The organism is Mycetocola sp. 2940, from assembly GCF_040548835.1.
Taxonomy (GTDB): domain Bacteria; phylum Actinomycetota; class Actinomycetes; order Actinomycetales; family Microbacteriaceae; genus Mycetocola_A.
The window spans coordinates 360,030-375,299 of the sequence record NZ_JBEPSK010000004.1; the positions used below are offsets into that span (position 1 = coordinate 360,030).

A 15,270-nucleotide genomic window follows, 5' to 3' on the forward strand; every position below is an offset into this window, starting at 1 on the left:
AGCGCCCCCGACCGGCGCCGGATCGAGGTACGTCGTGACGACACAGGAGCGAACGACGTTGCTTGCCAGCCTCGACGTCGTCGTGCTCGCCGGAGGCCGCGGATCGCGCCTCGGTGGCGTCGACAAGCCGGCGCTTCTCTACACCGGCGTTCCCCTCGGGCAGCTCGTGCTGTCCAGTGTGCGTTCCGCTCGCCGCGTCGCCTGGGTGGGCGAGTCCACTCCCGCCCTGGCTGGCAAAGCATGGCCGGACCTCGTGTCGACGAGGGAACAGCCCGCCTTCGCCGGCCCGTCGGCCGCCCTCGCCGCCGGGTTGACGGCCCTCGACAGCGACCCGGCCCCGTTCACCCTCGTCCTCGCCGCCGACCTGCCCCGCGTTGTGGACGCCGTTCCGGAACTCCTGCACGCGTTCGAGCGCGTCGGGGGCGGGGTTCTCGCTGTCGACGAGACGGGGCGGCGGCAGTTCCTGCTCGCGATCTACCCGACCGGCGCGCTTCGCGCGCAACTGCGGCAGTTCTCGGAGAACGGGCCGCTCGACGGGCTTCCGTTACGCCGGCTGATTGACGCTCTCGACCTCACCGAGGTTCGGCTCCACGCCGGCCTCTGCGCTGACGTGGACACCGCCGAGGATGCCGCCCGTCACGGCATCCCCGTCCCGACGAAAAGAGACTTCACCCCATGACCGATCCGTCAGACCTCGAAGGCTGGGCCCGCAAGCTGTCCGAAGCACTCGATCTCGGGGATTTCGAGCCCGACATCGCGCTGATCCTCGACCTCGCGCGCGATGCGGCACACGGTGTCGCGCGCCCGGCGGCACCACTGACGACGTTCCTCGTCGGCTACGCGGCGGGTCGGGCAGGAGGCTCGGCAGACGACATCGCAGCCCTCAGCCGCACAGCGAGTGCCCTGGCCGTCGGCGATACCGCGCCGTGAGCGGCACGTCCTGGGCCGAGGCCCGGGAGCTCTCCTGGCGCGTGGGCCGCGAGGCGACGCCGGCAGAGGTCCGGCTGCCCCTCGAGGACGCGCTCGGCCGGATTGCGGCGGCACCGGTTCCTGCCCTCGTCGACCTGCCGACGGCATCCGTCAGCGCCATGGACGGGTGGGCTGTCGCGGGGGAGCCGCCGTGGCTTCTCGGCGAGCCGGTCGCCATGGGCAGCGCCCCTGCCAGCGAACCGCTGGCGCCCTCGACTGCCCGCCCGATCACGACGGGAGCGCCGGTGCCGCCTGGCACGTTCGGTGTGTTGCGAAGCGAACACGGCGACATCCAGGCCGACGTCGGTCGCACCTGGCTGCGCCGCGGCGCGGGAGCCGGGCCGTCGGACCCAGCCGCGAACGCGCACATCCGGATGCGCGGTGAGGAACTCGCCGTGGGTACCGAGGTGATCCGGGCCGGCGCCCCTCTCACCCCGGCGCGCATCGCCCTCGCTGCGGCGAGCGGGCACGACTCGGTCCTCGTCCGGGTGCCGCCCCGCGTCTCTCTCCTGATCACCGGCGACGAACTCCTCTCGTCAGGCGTCCCGCCCGCCGGATCGGTCCGGGACGCACTCGGCCCGGTGCTGCCGGAACTCGTGCGGGAAACAGGCGGAGTCATCGTCGACCGGCGGACGGTCGCCGACACCCGCGCCGACACCGCCGAAGCGATCGATGCAGCGACGGGCGACCTGGTCGTGACGACAGGCGGCAGCTCGCGGGGGAACACCGACTTCGTCCGACGTGTGCTCGTGGATTCCGGCGGGATCGTCTTCGACGGCGTGAGCATGCGCCCGGGCCACCCCGTTCTTCTCGGAAGGACACGCGCAGGCGTACCCGTGCTCGCCCTGCCGGGGAACCCGCTCGCGGCGCTCGTCTGTCTCGTGAGCTTCGGCATCCCGCTGATTCGCGGCATGCTCGGACTCCCCGACCAGATCGCTCCGCTGACCGAGGTCGGCCACCTGCCGCAGGACGTGACGGATGCCGTCGGACGCGGGTCCACCGTCATCGTGCCGTTCGCCCGCGAGCAGGGGATACCCGTGGTCAGCGGATCGCGCGGGCCCGCGATGCTGAGAGGGCTGGCCGATGCTGACGGGCTCTTCGTCGTCGAACCCGCCGGCCCTGGCTACCGGGTGCGGATTCTCGACCTGCCGTGGCGAGCAGAAGGCTAAACGGCCAGCTCCTGCTTGCCGTCGGACTCGGCGAACCGCGTGAGCAGCTCACCGATACGACCCTTGCAGCCCCCGCACCCTGTGCCGGCGCGCGTCGCCTTGCCGATGCAGGTGACCGTCGTGTTGCCGGCGTGCGCCGACTCCTCGATCTTCTCGACGGTGACGCCGTTGCACCAGCACACCGTTGCCGTCGGCGCGAAGGCGTCCGCGGCAGACGCGTCGGCGTAGTCGGGGCCGTCGAAGCGCAGCAGCAACGACCGGTCGGCGGGCAGCTCCCCGCCGCGTTCGAACAGCAGCGTGAGTTCCGCGGCTGTCCGCGGCATGCCGACGCTGACGAAACCGGTCAGGATGCCGTCGCGCGTCACCATCTTGACGTACCGCCCGTGCTCGGGGTCGGCCCATGAGGAGACCCGCCGCGGCGAGACGGGATGGGTCGGTCCGTCGGACGGGTGGTGGTCGTCATCCCACGGTTCCACGGAGACATCGCCGACGGCCACGACGTCCACGCCGTCGGCCTTGAGCATGACCAGGGCGGGCCGTTCGACCGGCGGGGCGGAGACGAAGGGGAGCCCTGCGGCTTCAGCCGCGAGGTGGGCGGCGAGCCACTCGGCCTGGCGCCAGCCCGGGCCGATCAGCCCGGACGGCGCTCCGGGCACGTCACGCTGCGTGCGGAGGTTCTCGGTCGGTTCGGTGACCTGTGCGCAGTCCCCGATCGCGAAGACCCGGTCGTCTGACCATGACCGCAGGTCGGTGCCGACGAGAACGCCGCCGGCTGTCCGCAGCCCGGCGAGGACGGCGAGGTCGGTGCGGGCGGTGACGCCGCAGGAGAGGATGAGCAGGTCGCCGGGGATCTTCTTGCCGTCTGCGGTGATCAGGGCGTCGAAGGTGCGCGTACCGGCGAGGTCGTCGGTGTGGAAGCTCACGGCTTCGGCGCGGCTGTGGGCGACGATGCTCACACCGAGGCGCCGGAGGGCGGAGGTGAGGACGCTGCCCGATCCGCGGTCCAGGTTGCGGGGCATCGGGAATCCGCCGTGGTGCACGACGCACACGTCCGCTCCTTCTTTCGCCGCGGCAAGCGCCACCTCGAGGCCGAGCACGCCGGCGCCGAGGACGACGATGCGCTGCCGGGCGCGGACAGCGTCGCGCACGCGTTCGGCGTCGGCGATGCTCCGGAGCACCGTGATGCCGTCGGGGAGGACGTCATCCGCTCCGACGAGGGCGTGCGTGTACTTCTCGAGCGCCATCAGGTCCCGGTGCCGCCGGTCGACGCCGTCGAGGGTCGGCACGTTGGCCCGGGCGCCGGTGGCGAGCACCAGCCGGTCGTACGGCACGGTCTCGCCCGAGTCCAGGGTGAGGGAACGCTGGTCGCGGTCGATTCCGAGGACCGTGACGCCGGTGTGGACCGTCGCGCCCGCCGCGGTGAGTTCGGGTGTGCCTGGAAGGGTGATCGCGTCGAGGGTCGTGTGCCCGACCGCGTACTCGGCGACGAGGACCCGGTTGTACGGCTCGTGGTCCTCGTGTCCGATCACCGTCAGGTGGATCCGCCCGTCGAGTACGGAGGGCAGGAGCTCCTCGGCGAAGCGTGCCCCGACGGAGCCGAACCCCACGAGCACGACCCGCTCCACGGCCGCCATCAGAGCACCGCCCCGGTTGAGGCTGGCACCGTCACGGCGCGGACGGTGACGGCCGCCGTCTTGAAGTCGGGCATGCCGGAGACCGGGTCAGTGGCATCCTGGGTCAGCAGGTTGGCGGAATCGGCGCCGGGGTAGTGGAACGGCACGAAGACCGTGTCGTGGCGGATGTCGGTGCTGAGCCGGGCACGGCAGCGCACGCGTCCCCGGGGGTTCTCGAGTTCGAGCATGGTTCCGTCTCCGATCTCCAGCCGGGCGGCGGTCGCCGGGTGCAGCTGGGCGAACATCTCAGGCTGGGCGGTGTTCAGTTCTTCGACCCGCCGGGTTTGCGCTCCGGACTGGTAGTGCTCCAGCAGGCGACCGGTGATGAGGGTGAGCTGGCCGTTCTCGTACAGGGTCTCCGCCTTGGTGTGCGGTGCGACGGCGACGATGCGCGCGAGCCCGTCGGGGTGGGCGAAAGCGTCGGCGAAGAGCCGCGGGGTGCCTGTCGATCCGACCGGGTACGGCCAGAAGGCGGGCTCTTCGGTGTCGAGGAGGTCGTAGCTGAGTCCGGAGTAGTCGGCGATGCCGCCGGCGGACGCGCGGGCGAGTTCGTCGAAGACCTCGCGCGGGTTCGTGCTGAACGTCGACGGGGAGTCCAGCCGGCGGGCGAGTTCGTTCATGATCCACAGTTCGGTGCGTGCGCCGGCGGGGGCGTCGAGCGCCTGGCGACGCCGGATCACCCGTCCTTCGAGTGAGGTCATCGTTCCCTCCTCCTCGGCCCACTGGGTGACGGGCAGCACGACGTCGGCGAGGGCGGCGGTTTCGGAGAGGAAGAAGTCGCAGACGACGAGCAGGTCGAGCCGGGCGAGTCCGTCGCGGACCTCGCTGACGTTGGGCGCCGAGACGACGACGTTCGATCCGTGGACGAGAAGGGCGCGGATGCCGTCAGGCCGGCCCAGCCTGCCGAGAAGTTCGACGGCGGGCAGACCGGGGCCCGGGATCAGTGATTCGTCGACGCCCCAGACCGCGGCGACATGCCGGCGCCCCTCAGGGTCGGTGATCTTGCGGTAGCCGGGCAGCTGGTCGCACTTCTGTCCGTGCTCGCGGCCGCCCTGGCCGTTGCCCTGCCCGGTCAGTGTGCCGTACCCGGAGCCGGGGCGACCGGGGAGGCCGAGGATGAGGCTGAGGTTGATGGCGGCCGTTGTGGTGTCGGTGCCGTCGACGTGCTGCTCCACGCCGCGACCGGTGAGGATGTAAGTGCCGTTGCCTGACGCGAGCCGCCTGGCGACGGTCCGGAGCTGCTCGACGGGGACGCCGGTTGAGGCCTGCACCCGTTCGGGCCACCAGGCGCTGACGCTGCGCTGGAGCTGGGCGAACCCGGTGGTGCGCGCTGACACGTATTCCGTGTCGACGAGGTTCTCGGCGATGACGATGTGGATCAGCCCGAGGAGGAGGATGAGGTCGGTGGCCGGGGCGGCCTGCAGGTGCAGGCCTTTGCCGTCGGCGGTGAGCTTGGCCGTCGAGGAGCGCCGCGGGTCGACGACGATGAGGCCGCCTGCCGCCTGGGCGCCGGCGAGGTGGCCGATGAACGGGGGCATCGTCTCGGCCACGTTCGATCCGAGCATCAGGATCGTGGTCGCGCCGTCGAGGTCCTCGAGGGGGAAGGGAAGGCCGCGGTCGAGGCCGAAGGCCCGGTTGCCGGCCGCCGCTGCGGACGACATGCAGAACCGGCCGTTGTAGTCGATCCGGCTGGTGCCCAGGGCGATGCGGGCGAACTTGCCGAGCTGGTAGGCCTTCTCGTTGGTCAGCCCGCCACCGCCGAAGACGCCGATGGCGTCGGCGCCTGAGGTGTCGCGGATGTCGACCAGCGACCGGGCCACCAGGTCGAGCGCGTCGTCCCAGCTGGTCTCCTGCAGCATCCCGTCGGCGTCCTTCACCAGCGGGACCGTCAGGCGCCCGCCCGATGTGAGCAGTTCGGCGGAGGTCCAGCCCTTCTTGCACAGGCCTCCGCGGTTGGTGGGGAAGTCGCGACCGGACACCACGACCGGAAGGCGGGGGAGCCCGCCTTCCGGTGTGAGAGTCTCCGGTGTGAGCGTCATGGCGCACTGCAGCGCGCAGTACGGGCAGTGGGTTGCTGTCCCAGCTGATGTTCCGATGGTGCTCATGTGGAGGTGCTTTCGTTCGAAGGTGTTCAGAGTCGCTGGCCGGCCAGGGAGGCGTTGCGGCGGTAGTAGACGACGTAGGTGACGGCGACGAGCACCACGTACGCGGCGACGAATCCGAGGAATGCCGCCTCGTAGTTTCCTGTGGTGGCCTGCGACAGGTTGAGGATCTGCGGGATGGCGAATCCGCCGTACGCGCCGATCGCCGAGATGAGTCCGAGCGCCGCCGCCGCTTTCCGCTGCGTGGTGACGTCGGAACCCGCGGAGTGGGCGTTCGTCGAACCGGCCCGAGCCGCGAACACGCTGGGAATCATCCGGTAGGTGGAGCCGTTGCCGACACCAGACGCCATGAAGAGCACGAGGAAGCAGCCGAGGAACAGCCAGAAGTTGCCGAGCGGGAGGGTCCAGAGGACGGCGAGTGCGCCGACGGCCATGACCCCGAAGGCGCCCATCGTGACGATGGCTCCGCCGAAGCGGTCGGCGAGCTTGCCGCCGTACGGCCGTGCCAGCGAACCGGTCAAGGCGCCGAGGAACGCGAGCGAGATGGATGCAGCGCCGACGGCGAAGGTGGAGAACTCGGGGAACTGGTCGGCGATCAGCTTCGGGAACACCGAGGCGAAACCGATGAACGAACCGAAGGTGCCGATGTACAAAACGGCGAGGATCCACAGGTGCGGTTCGCGGAGGGCAGCTGCCGAGCCGGCGAAGTCGGCTTTGGCGCTCGACAGGTTGTCCATGTACCGGTACGCGCCGAACATGGCGAGGAGGATGAAGGGAACCCAGATCCATCCGGCCAGGGACAGGTTGAGGGTGGCGGCTGCTCCGATGGTCACGGCGATCGGAACGACGAACTGGGCGACGGAGGCGCCGAGGTTGCCGCCGGCCGCGTTGAGGCCGAGTGCCCAGCCCTTCTCCCGCTGCGGGTAGAAGAAGGTGATGTTCGACATCGAGCTGGCGAAGTTGCCGCCGCCGAGGCCCGCGAGGGCGGCGATGCCGAGCATGACGGGGAACGGGATGTCAGGGTTCTGCACGGCGAACGCGAGGGCGATCGACGGGATGAGGAGCAGACCGGCCGAGATGATCGTCCAGTTGCGGCCGCCGAACTTCGGCACCATGAACGAGTACGGGAACCGCAGGGTCGCGCCGACGAGGCTCGGCATGGAGATCAGCCAGAACGTCTCCGTCGTCGTGAAGGTGAACCCGGCGGCAGGAAGCATGACGACGACGATGCTCCACAGCTGCCAGATCACGAACCCGAGGAACTCGGCGAAGATCGACCAGGTGAGGTTGCGGCGGGCGATCGAGCGGCCCTGCCGGTTCCAGAAACCGGTGTCTTCCGGGTCCCAGTTGTCGATCCAGCGCCCGGGGCGGTGGACCAGTTCAACGGTCGATGATGGCGCCGCGGTGGCGGACGGGGCAGTGAGTGGTGCGGTCATGAGGACTCCAGGAACGTCGGGGGAGCGAAGGAGGTGCGGAGTATGTCTGGTTCCGACGTTAGAGAGTTCGTGTTTCGGTTCCTCGTGTGGGGTGTTAACGCTGAATTCCCTCTTGCTCACAGTGCTCGGTGCTTCCCGTGGGGCACGTGTCACATGTTCGTTACATGACACGCGTCGATTCGGCGGAGCTGTCAGCATTCTCACCCGATCGCCTGGACCCACTCGGTGCCGCCGTCGTCGAAGCCTTGCTCTTTCCAGATCGGGACGGTCTCCTTCACCCGGTCGACGAGGGCGGCGCAGGCCTGGAAGGCCTCCGCACGGTGGGCGCTGGCGACGGCGCAGCCGAGCGCCAGGCCGCCGATGTCGAGCCGACCGATGCGGTGGGCCACCGCGACGACGACGTCCGGGAAGTCCCGGCAGACGCTTCCGGCGGCGGCGCGGAGGGCGTCCTCGGCGAGCGGATGCCCCGAATAACTCAGCCACGTGACGCCGCGGTCGTCGTCATGGTTGCGAACGATGCCCTCGAACGTGACGACGGCGCCTCTCGTGGCATCCGTCACGGCGCCCCGGAGAGAGTTCAGGTCGATGGGGTCCGCGGTCACTGTCGCGACTCTCACGGCGTCGGCTGTGCTCTCATCCGTCATGGTGTCCTCCGCGCAGCTGGTCGAGGAGATGGTCGAGGATGCCGTCGAGCAGGTCGAGGCCGTCTCGGACGCCGCCCGTCGAACCCGGAAGACAGACGAGAAGGGTGGAGCCGGCCACGCCGGCCAGGGCACGACTGAGGAGGGCGTGCGGAGAAACGGCGTTCCCGCGCCGACGGAGTTCTTCTCCGAATCCGGGCAGCTCCCGCGACAGAAGCGGGCGGACGGCATCCGGGGTGGAATCGTCTGGCGCGATGCCGGTACCGCCTGTGGTGAGAAGCAGGTCGGGTCGTGTCTCGAGGGCGGACTGCACCGCATCGCCGACGCCGGCGTCAGATGCGACGAGCGCGTCGACGGTGAAGCCGCGTGACCGGCACCAGTCGGCGATGACAGGACCGGTGAGGTCGTCGTAGACGCCGGCCGCCGCCCGGGTCGAGACGGTGATCACCGCCGCCGCGCGCGTCACGGTGCCTCGCGGGTGTACGTGCCGCTGGCGCCGCCCGACTTTGAGAGAAGCGTCACATCGGTGATGACGGCCGCCCGGTCGACGGCCTTCACCATGTCGTAGAGGGTCAGAGCGGCGACGGTCGCGGCCGTCAGCGCTTCCATTTCAACGCCGGTCTTCCCTGTCGTCGACACGGTGGCCTCGATGCGCACGCGGTCGCCCGCTGCGGCGAAGTCGACCTCGGCGCCGGTGAGGAACAGCGGATGGCACAGGGGGATGAGCGAGGACGTCTGCTTGGCGGCGAGGATGCCGGCGATGCGGGCCTGGGCGAGCGCCTCGCCCTTGGGGAGATTGCCGCTCACGAGCAGGTCGATGACGTCGGCTCGGGTGATCAGCACGGCCTGGGCGACGGCGACGCGTTTGGTTTCTCCTTTGGCGCTCACGTCGACCATGTGCACCGCGCCGTCCGCGCGCTGGTGGGTCAGGGCGGGCGGGGAGCCTCCGGGGCGGGCGTTGCGGGGGGAGTCAGTCATCGATTCTCCAGACGTCGACGGAGGTTCCGGCCGTCAGGGGAGCGGGTCCGGCAGGCAGGTGAATGAGCACTGTCGACCGCGCGTAGGCGGTGAGCAGGTGGGATCCGGCGCCGCCGAGAACGTGTGCGTTCCCCTCGGCGTCGAGAACGCCCCGCCGCACCTGGTGTTTGGTGGCGAGCGGGTCGACCGGGTGGGCAAGCGGCACGGTGAGAGCCTGGCGGTCGACGGGTGTCCGGCCGGTGAGCCTGCGCAGGACGGGTCGGAGGAACATCTCGAACGACACCATGGCGCTCACCGGGTTCCCCGGAAAGCAGACGACCGGCACCGCGCCATGCGGGGTGTGCAGACGGCCGAGCCCCTGAGGTCCTCCCGGCTGCATGGACACGGAGTCGAAAGTGACCGCGTCGCCCTCGAGCACCTCGCGAACGACCTCGCGGGTGCCGCGGCTGACGGCGCCGGTGGTGACGAGAAGGTCGCTCGTCGCTGCGAGGCCGGAGAGCAGGTCGAGGAACGCGGACGGTTCGTCGCTGTGATAGCCGTGCACGGTGACGTCGGCGCCGCTCCGGCGGAGGGCATGGGCGAGCATGATCGAGTTCGAGTCGTGGATACGTCCGGCTTCGAGCGCCGTGCCCGGCGGGGCGAGTTCGAGCCCCGTGGTCACGAGCGCGACGCGGGGCAGGGCGCGGACGCGGACCGCCGAGACCCCGGCGGCGACGAGTGCGCCCAGCTGGGCGGCGCCGAGCACCGTTCCCGCCGGCAGGAGAACGCTGCCGGCCGCGATGTCACTGCCGCGGCGGCGCACGAACGTTCCCGGCGCGACGGGCCCCGGAAAGGACACTGTTCCGTGCGCCGCGTGCTCTGCGAAGCCTGCACCCGTCTGCTCGACGGGGACGACGGCATCCGCCCCCGGGGGCATCGGTGCCCCGGTCATGATCGGGGCTGCACATCCGGCCGTTAACGGACGGGGCACGGTGCCCGCGGGAACCTCCGCGGTGAGCGGGTACGCCGTGCCTGGCATGAGGTCGGACGAGCGGATCGCGTAACCGTCCATCTGCGAATTGTCGAACGGGGGAACGTCGATGGCCGCAGCCACGTCGACCGCGAGGACACGATCGCCGCAGTCGGAGGCGACGGCGTCGGCGAGGTCGAGCAGTTCCTCCCCGGGGCGGAGAGCCGCGGTGAGGAGGGCCGAGACCGCTTCGCGGTGCCGTTCTATGGTGCGCACACGTCCTCCGTCCTGATCGCTGCATGGTCGGGATAGACGGTCAGTCCGCCCGGCCCGAACCTCGCGAAGGCCCGGTCGCCTGGGGGAATCTCCTGCGGCGCGATGCCCGCGAGCTCCGATCCGTCGTCGAGCCGGATTCCGTTCCCGGTTCGTGTGCCGAGAAGCAGGGCTGAGGAGGCGAGTGTGCGGAGAAAGGGACTGCGCGGGGCGGTGAGGACTTCGGCCAGCGTTCCCTCGTCGACGACCCGCCCGGATTCGAGGGAGACGACGTCGTCGGCGAGAGCGACGATGTCGCCGAGCGCGTGGCTGACGAGGATGGCGGTGCGCGCATGCAGGACGCGGGCGAGAGTCACGCGCAGGGCGGGCACGGCGGCGACGTCGGTCGCGGAGAACGGTTCGTCGAGCAGCAGGAGCCGGGGTTCGGCGGCCAGCGCGCGGGCGATGCTGACCCGCTGGGCCTGCCCGCCCGACAGCTCGTGCGGCCGGAGGTCGCGCAGGTGCGCAGCCTCGGTGATGTCGAGCCACGCGTCCGCGGCGACCCGGGATGCGGAACGGCTGAGACCCGACGATCGGGGCGCGAACGCGACGTTGTCGCGCACCGTGAGGTGAGGGAACAACAGCGGGTCCTGGCCGAGCAGGGCGACTCCGCGGTGCTGCGGCGGGAGCGAGGTGGGGGTCGACCCGCCTGAGAACAGACTCCGCCCGTCCAGCCGGATGTGCCCGGCGCCGGGACGGAAGATCCCGCTGATCGCGGCGAGGAGTGAGGACTTGCCGGCGCCGTTCGGCCCGACGAGGGCGAGCAGCCTGCCCGATTCCAGCCGGAAGCGGGCGTCGAGCCCGCGGGCGGTGTCGACGACGTCGACCTCGACGCTCATGAGCGGGCCGCCGGCCGGTACGCCGTCAGGGCAAGGCACAGGGCAGCGGCCACGAGCACGAGCGACAGCGCGACGGCGGCTGGGGCGTCGCTTTCCCGTTGCAGGTAGATCTCCAGTGGGAGGGTACGGGTCACGCCGCTGAGGTTTCCGGCGAAGGTCAGGGTGGCGCCGAACTCGCCGAGCGCGCGGGCGAAGGCGAGCACCGTCGCAGTGACGAGGCCAGGCAGCACGAGCGGCAGGGTCACGCGGGCGAGGATGACAGTCGGTGAGGCCCCGAGCGTGGCGGCCACCCGGTCGAAGCGGATGCCATGGGTGCGGAGGGCCCCCTCCAGCGTCAGGACGAAGAACGGGAGGGAGACGAACACCTGGGCAAGAACCACCGCGGCCGTCGAGAAGGCCACCTGGATGCCGAGCGTCCCCAGGTGTTCACCGAGCGGACCACGGCGGCCGAAGGCGTAGAGCAGGGCGAGCCCCGACACCACCGGCGGCAGGACGAGCGGGATGAGGACGAGGGCGCGCACAATACGCATTCCGCGCCCGGTCGACCGGGCCAGGACCACGGCGAGAGGGATGCCGGCAGCGACGCAGAGAAGGGTGCTTACGCCCGCTGTGACGAGGCTGAGCCGGAGTGCCGCCAGGGCGGAGTCTGAGGTCACAAGGGGGAGGAAATTGGCCCAGTCGGCTCGCCAGGCCAGCGCGGCCAGCGGGACGGTGAGCAGCAACACGCCGGCGACGGCCGGGAGGAGCAGCCAGATCGGGATGCCGGTTCTGCCGTCGACGGCCACGCGACCCGGGGGCCGTTCCAGCAGCCGGCTGCTCACGGTGCCCCGAATTCGAGACGGTGGAGGGTGGCCTGACCGGTCGGTCCTGTGACGAAGTCGATCCACTGCGCCGCGGCCCGGCTGGCCGGGTCGTCGGCTTCGGCGGTGAGGGCGACGATGGGGTAGGCGGTGGTTGTCGCGTCCGACTGCGGCAGCCAGACGCCGTCGACCACGTCGCCCGCGGCAGCGATGTCGGTGCGGTACACCAGCCCGGCGTCGGCTTCGCCCGAGATCACCTTCGCGAGCACGTCGGTCACGCTCAGTTCCTCGCTGGCCAGCGCCAGCGAGATGCCGGCGGCGCTCGCCGCGGTGGTGGCGACGGCGCCGCAGGGCACGGCGGGAGCGCACGCGACGACGGTGAGGCTACGGTCGTCAGGGCTGTGGTCGCTGAGGTCGGCAAGTCCGTCGACGCCGTGCGGGTTCCCCGGCGCGACAGCGATCGCCAGCGTGTTGCGTGCGAAGGTGCGCGGCTCCGAGGCGGCGAGGCCGGCATCGACCACCGTCGTCATCGTCGCGTCGCTTGCCGCAGCGAAGACGTCGGCTGGTGCTCCCTCGACAATCTGCGCGGCGAGCTCGCTCGACCCGCCCACGTTGAGCGCGACGTCCACGCGAGGGTGTGTGCGCTCGAACTCGGCGGCGAGATCGGTGAAGGCCGTGCCGAGCGACGCCGCAGCGGACACCGTGAGGAGCACTCCGCGGCTCTCGGCGGCTGCGGGGCCGGAGCATCCGGACAGGCCTGTTCCCAGGGCCACAGCAGCAGCGACTGCCGTGCCGATCGCCCGCCGACTGGTCGCTTCGAAGAGAGCAGAAGTGGGGGGCATGGTGGGATTCCGTTTCGCTGGTGCACGGCAACGATAACCCGCGCTTGGGGCCACGATGCCCCGTTTTGTGCCGAATTTACGGCCACGAAACATGCCCGAAATCTGGGTCGAAGGCGACTTTCGTATGGTTGCTGAATGACAATCGCACTGGGCATTCCACGCCATCGCCCCAGCGCCGTCGACCCGAGTTCGTACCGGTTGCCGGCCGACCGGCCAGGCTCGGACGCCCTGATCGACCGGTTCGGCCGGGCCGCGACAGACCTCCGGATCTCTCTCACCGACAAGTGCAACCTGCGCTGCACGTACTGCATGCCTGCCGAAGGTCTGCCGAGCCAGCCCGTCGACGCCCTGATGACCGCCGACGAGATCCGGCGGCTTGTCGGGATCGCCGTGAGCACGCTGGGCGTGCGTCAGGTCCGGTTCACCGGCGGCGAGCCCCTACTGCGCGCGGACCTGGTGGACATCGTCGCCGCGTGCGCCAGCCTGCCGGATCGCCCGGAGGTCTCGCTCACCACCAATGCCATCGGGCTCGCGTCACGGGCGGGCAAGCTCGCCGCCGCCGGGCTCGACCGGCTGAACGTCTCGCTCGATTCGCTGCATCCCGATGTCTTCGCCCTTCTCACCCGGCGCCCGTTCCTCCAGCGGGTGCTCGACGGCATCGAGGCTGCCGGGCACGCCGGGTTCGCCGGGATCAAGATCAATGCCGTCCTCGTCCGCGGAGTGAACGATACCCAGGCCGCGGAACTGCTGGACTGGTCGCTCCGGTCCGGTCACCAACTGCGCTTCATCGAGCAGATGCCGCTCGACGCCGACCGGAGCTGGAGCCGTGAGGGGATGGTCACTGCGGCCGAGACCCGGGAGAGCCTCTCGGCTCACTTCGATCTCGCGCCCGACACGGTCCCGCGCGCGGGCGCCCCCGCCGAACTCTGGCAGGTCCGCCGACGAGGGCACCACCGGCTGCTCGGCGTCGTCGGGATCATCGCGTCGGTGACGGAGCCGTTCTGCGGCGACTGCAGACGGACCCGGCTCACGGCTGAAGGCGGCGTGCGCAATTGCCTGTTCGCCCATGACGAGACCGACCTGCTCACACCGCTCCGCGCCGGTGCCGACGACGACACACTGGCCCGGTTGTGGCAGGGCGAGATGTGGCGGAAGGCCGCGGGCCACGGCGTGAACAGCCCCGGCTTCGTCCAGCCGGAACGCACCATGAGCGCGATCGGAGGATGACCGTGGAAATCGACGTGCGCTATTTCGCTGCGGCGGCGGCGGGGGTCGGCCGCGCCACGGATCGCCTGGAGTACGAGGCACCCGTGACCATCGGCGGGGTCCTCGACGACGTCGAGCGCTCGGCCGCGACATCGGATTCCCGGCTGGGCACCGTCCTCGGACGCTGCTCGTTCATTGTCAACGGCGTGACGACCCGCGACCGGGACCGGCAACTCGCGGACGGCGATCAACTCGACGTACTGCCGCCGTTCGCGGGCGGCTGACGCCGCAGCCAGGCCCGGATCCCACCGTCGAGGTTCCGTGCGGGATGACCGTGTTCGTTGAGGTACGCGGCGGCGACGGCGGAACGCACACCGGTTTCGCAGTACACGACGATCGGAACGTCCGCGTCGAGCCCGCTGACGGCACCCGCCAGTTCATTCCGCGGAATATTGACCGAACCCGGGATCGCGGATTCGAGGTGTTCGCCGGGTTCGCGCACGTCGATCACCGTGACGGCCTGGCCGTTTGCCCGGAGCTCGTCGAACTCGGCAGCGGTCACCCTGCCGGCCGTCGGGGAGGTCGGCGGATGCCGGGGCGCGCCGCCCGCACGTAACGGGATCTCGCGGAAAGCGGAGGTCAGGGCATCGACGACGAGGACGCGGCCGATCAGCGGCTCGCCGAATCCGACGACGAGTTTCATCACCTCGGCTGCCATGACGCCGGCGACGATCGCGCAACTGGTTCCCAGGACTCCGACCAGTTCACAGGACTCGGCGGTGCCGGCCGCCGATTCGTCGGGGAACAGATCGCGAAAGCCCGGAGCGCCGGCACCCGATCCGGGATGGAACACCGAGACCATCCCGTCGAACCGGAGGACGGATCCCCACACCAACGGGACATCCCGCAGCGCCGCCGCGTCTGCCACGGCATAGTGGGTCTCGAACGTGTCAGTCCCGTCGACGATCACGTCATAGCCCTCCGTGACCGCGAGCGCGTTGTCGCGGGTGAGGCGGAGCCGATGCTGGATCACCGTCACGTCCGGATTGACGCTCGCCAGGGTGCGAGCGGCAGACACCGTCTTGGCTTCGCCGACGTCATCCGACCGGTGCACGACCTGCCTGGCGAGGTTCGACAACTCGACGACATCGTCGTCGAGGACCCCGATCGTGCCGATCCCCGCCGCAGCGAGGGAGATCAGGAGCGGCGAACCAAGACCGCCGGCGCCGACGACGAGAACGCGAGCGGCCGCAATCCGAGCCTGGCCTTCCGTCCCGACCTCGGGAAGCACCGTCTGGCGGCGGTACCGTTCGCCGGCCGCGACCGGCCGCGAGGCGGGAAACGGGCTCACGGG

The 15,270-nt window shown here is 70.6% G+C and carries 16 protein-coding genes; 5 read left to right on the forward strand and 11 right to left on the reverse strand.

Going from position 1 to position 15,270, the window contains the following annotated elements:
* Positions 1–34: 34 nt before the first annotated feature.
* Genes mobA through ABIE24_RS08675 form a run of 3 tightly spaced genes read left to right on the forward strand, consistent with a single transcriptional unit; the run spans position 35 to position 2,138 of the window.
* Positions 35–679 carry a molybdenum cofactor guanylyltransferase gene (gene mobA / locus ABIE24_RS08665; RefSeq protein WP_354498740.1) on the forward strand — a complete coding sequence of 215 codons (645 nt, stop codon included), beginning with the start codon at positions 35–37 and terminating at the stop codon, positions 677–679.
* Positions 676–930: a DUF6457 domain-containing protein gene (locus ABIE24_RS08670; protein ID WP_354498742.1), complete on the forward strand. Its 255-nt coding sequence runs from the start codon at positions 676–678 to the stop codon at positions 928–930. Before mobA ends, ABIE24_RS08670 begins: the two co-directional genes overlap by 4 nt.
* Positions 927–2,138, forward strand: coding sequence for a molybdopterin molybdotransferase MoeA (locus ABIE24_RS08675; RefSeq protein ID WP_354498743.1), 1,212 nt, complete (start codon positions 927–929; stop codon positions 2,136–2,138). The genes ABIE24_RS08670 and ABIE24_RS08675 overlap by 4 nt, the downstream gene beginning before the upstream one ends.
* Here ABIE24_RS08675 and ABIE24_RS08680 read toward each other — a convergent pair.
* The 10 genes from ABIE24_RS08680 to modA all read right to left on the reverse strand — a co-directional run bounded on the left by ABIE24_RS08680 (position 2,135) and on the right by modA (position 12,710).
* Entirely contained in the window at positions 2,135–3,772 is a 1,638-nt protein-coding gene (locus tag ABIE24_RS08680; protein WP_354498745.1) for an FAD-dependent oxidoreductase, read from the reverse strand. The two genes, ABIE24_RS08675 and ABIE24_RS08680, sit on opposite strands and share 4 nt — an antisense overlap.
* Positions 3,772–5,916 (reverse strand): molybdopterin oxidoreductase family protein, encoded by a 2,145-nt coding sequence (locus ABIE24_RS08685; RefSeq protein ID WP_354498747.1) that lies wholly within the window; start codon positions 5,914–5,916, stop codon positions 3,772–3,774. Before ABIE24_RS08685 ends, ABIE24_RS08680 begins: the two co-directional genes overlap by 1 nt.
* 26 nt (positions 5,917–5,942) lie before the next feature.
* On the reverse strand, positions 5,943–7,349 hold the full coding sequence (locus tag ABIE24_RS08690; protein ID WP_354498749.1) for an MFS transporter: 1,407 nt from the start codon (positions 7,347–7,349) through the stop codon (positions 5,943–5,945).
* 200 nt (positions 7,350–7,549) lie between these two features.
* A complete protein-coding gene (locus tag ABIE24_RS08695; protein ID WP_354498750.1) occupies positions 7,550–7,993 on the reverse strand; it encodes a molybdenum cofactor biosynthesis protein MoaE in 444 nt (147 codons plus the stop codon).
* Positions 7,983–8,456, reverse strand: a complete 474-nt coding sequence (locus ABIE24_RS08700; RefSeq protein ID WP_354498752.1) for a MogA/MoaB family molybdenum cofactor biosynthesis protein — start codon at positions 8,454–8,456, stop codon at positions 7,983–7,985. Before ABIE24_RS08700 ends, ABIE24_RS08695 begins: the two co-directional genes overlap by 11 nt.
* Positions 8,453–8,968: a cyclic pyranopterin monophosphate synthase MoaC gene (gene moaC / locus ABIE24_RS08705; protein ID WP_354498754.1), complete on the reverse strand. Its 516-nt coding sequence runs from the start codon at positions 8,966–8,968 to the stop codon at positions 8,453–8,455. Before moaC ends, ABIE24_RS08700 begins: the two co-directional genes overlap by 4 nt.
* A complete protein-coding gene (locus ABIE24_RS08710) occupies positions 8,961–10,193 on the reverse strand; it encodes a molybdopterin molybdotransferase MoeA (RefSeq protein WP_354498756.1) in 1,233 nt (410 codons plus the stop codon). The genes moaC and ABIE24_RS08710 overlap by 8 nt, the downstream gene beginning before the upstream one ends.
* The gene (locus ABIE24_RS08715; RefSeq protein ID WP_354498758.1) at positions 10,181–11,068 is read right to left on the reverse strand and encodes a sulfate/molybdate ABC transporter ATP-binding protein; all 888 of its coding nucleotides are present in this window, start codon (positions 11,066–11,068) and stop codon (positions 10,181–10,183) included. The genes ABIE24_RS08710 and ABIE24_RS08715 overlap by 13 nt, the downstream gene beginning before the upstream one ends.
* Positions 11,065–11,889 carry an ABC transporter permease gene (locus ABIE24_RS08720; RefSeq protein ID WP_354498760.1) on the reverse strand — a complete coding sequence of 275 codons (825 nt, stop codon included), beginning with the start codon at positions 11,887–11,889 and terminating at the stop codon, positions 11,065–11,067. The genes ABIE24_RS08715 and ABIE24_RS08720 overlap by 4 nt, the downstream gene beginning before the upstream one ends.
* Positions 11,886–12,710 carry a molybdate ABC transporter substrate-binding protein gene (gene modA / locus ABIE24_RS08725; RefSeq protein WP_354498762.1) on the reverse strand — a complete coding sequence of 275 codons (825 nt, stop codon included), beginning with the start codon at positions 12,708–12,710 and terminating at the stop codon, positions 11,886–11,888. Before modA ends, ABIE24_RS08720 begins: the two co-directional genes overlap by 4 nt.
* 135 nt (positions 12,711–12,845) lie before the next feature.
* Here modA and moaA point away from each other — a divergent pair, with 135 nt between their 5' ends.
* The gene (gene moaA / locus ABIE24_RS08730) at positions 12,846–13,937 is read left to right on the forward strand and encodes a GTP 3',8-cyclase MoaA (RefSeq protein ID WP_354498764.1); all 1,092 of its coding nucleotides are present in this window, start codon (positions 12,846–12,848) and stop codon (positions 13,935–13,937) included.
* A 2-nt stretch (positions 13,938–13,939) separates the two neighbouring features.
* Positions 13,940–14,200, forward strand: coding sequence for a MoaD/ThiS family protein (locus tag ABIE24_RS08735; protein ID WP_354498766.1), 261 nt, complete (start codon positions 13,940–13,942; stop codon positions 14,198–14,200).
* On the opposite strand, the gene ABIE24_RS08740 is transcribed toward ABIE24_RS08735, so the two are convergent.
* Positions 14,164–15,267, reverse strand: a complete 1,104-nt coding sequence (locus tag ABIE24_RS08740) for a ThiF family adenylyltransferase (RefSeq protein WP_354498768.1) — start codon at positions 15,265–15,267, stop codon at positions 14,164–14,166. The two genes, ABIE24_RS08735 and ABIE24_RS08740, sit on opposite strands and share 37 nt — an antisense overlap.
* Positions 15,268–15,270: the final 3 nt, after the last annotated feature.

What these genes read in the sequence shown, in the direction of transcription:
- ABIE24_RS08670 (WP_354498742.1), top strand. Translation starts at nt 676, where the DNA reads ATGACCGATCCGTCAGACCTCGAAGGCTGGGCCCGCAAGCTGTCCGAA.
- ABIE24_RS08680 (WP_354498745.1), bottom strand. Translation starts at nt 3,772, where the DNA reads ATGGCGGCCGTGGAGCGGGTCGTGCTCGTGGGGTTCGGCTCCGTCGGG.
- ABIE24_RS08685 (WP_354498747.1), bottom strand. Translation starts at nt 5,916, where the DNA reads ATGAGCACCATCGGAACATCAGCTGGGACAGCAACCCACTGCCCGTAC.
- ABIE24_RS08690 (WP_354498749.1), bottom strand. Translation starts at nt 7,349, where the DNA reads ATGACCGCACCACTCACTGCCCCGTCCGCCACCGCGGCGCCATCATCG.
- ABIE24_RS08695 (WP_354498750.1), bottom strand. Translation starts at nt 7,993, where the DNA reads ATGACGGATGAGAGCACAGCCGACGCCGTGAGAGTCGCGACAGTGACC.
- moaC (WP_354498754.1), bottom strand. Translation starts at nt 8,968, where the DNA reads ATGACTGACTCCCCCCGCAACGCCCGCCCCGGAGGCTCCCCGCCCGCC.
- ABIE24_RS08715 (WP_354498758.1), bottom strand. Translation starts at nt 11,068, where the DNA reads ATGAGCGTCGAGGTCGACGTCGTCGACACCGCCCGCGGGCTCGACGCC.
- modA (WP_354498762.1), bottom strand. Translation starts at nt 12,710, where the DNA reads ATGCCCCCCACTTCTGCTCTCTTCGAAGCGACCAGTCGGCGGGCGATC.
- moaA (WP_354498764.1), top strand. Translation starts at nt 12,846, where the DNA reads ATGACAATCGCACTGGGCATTCCACGCCATCGCCCCAGCGCCGTCGAC.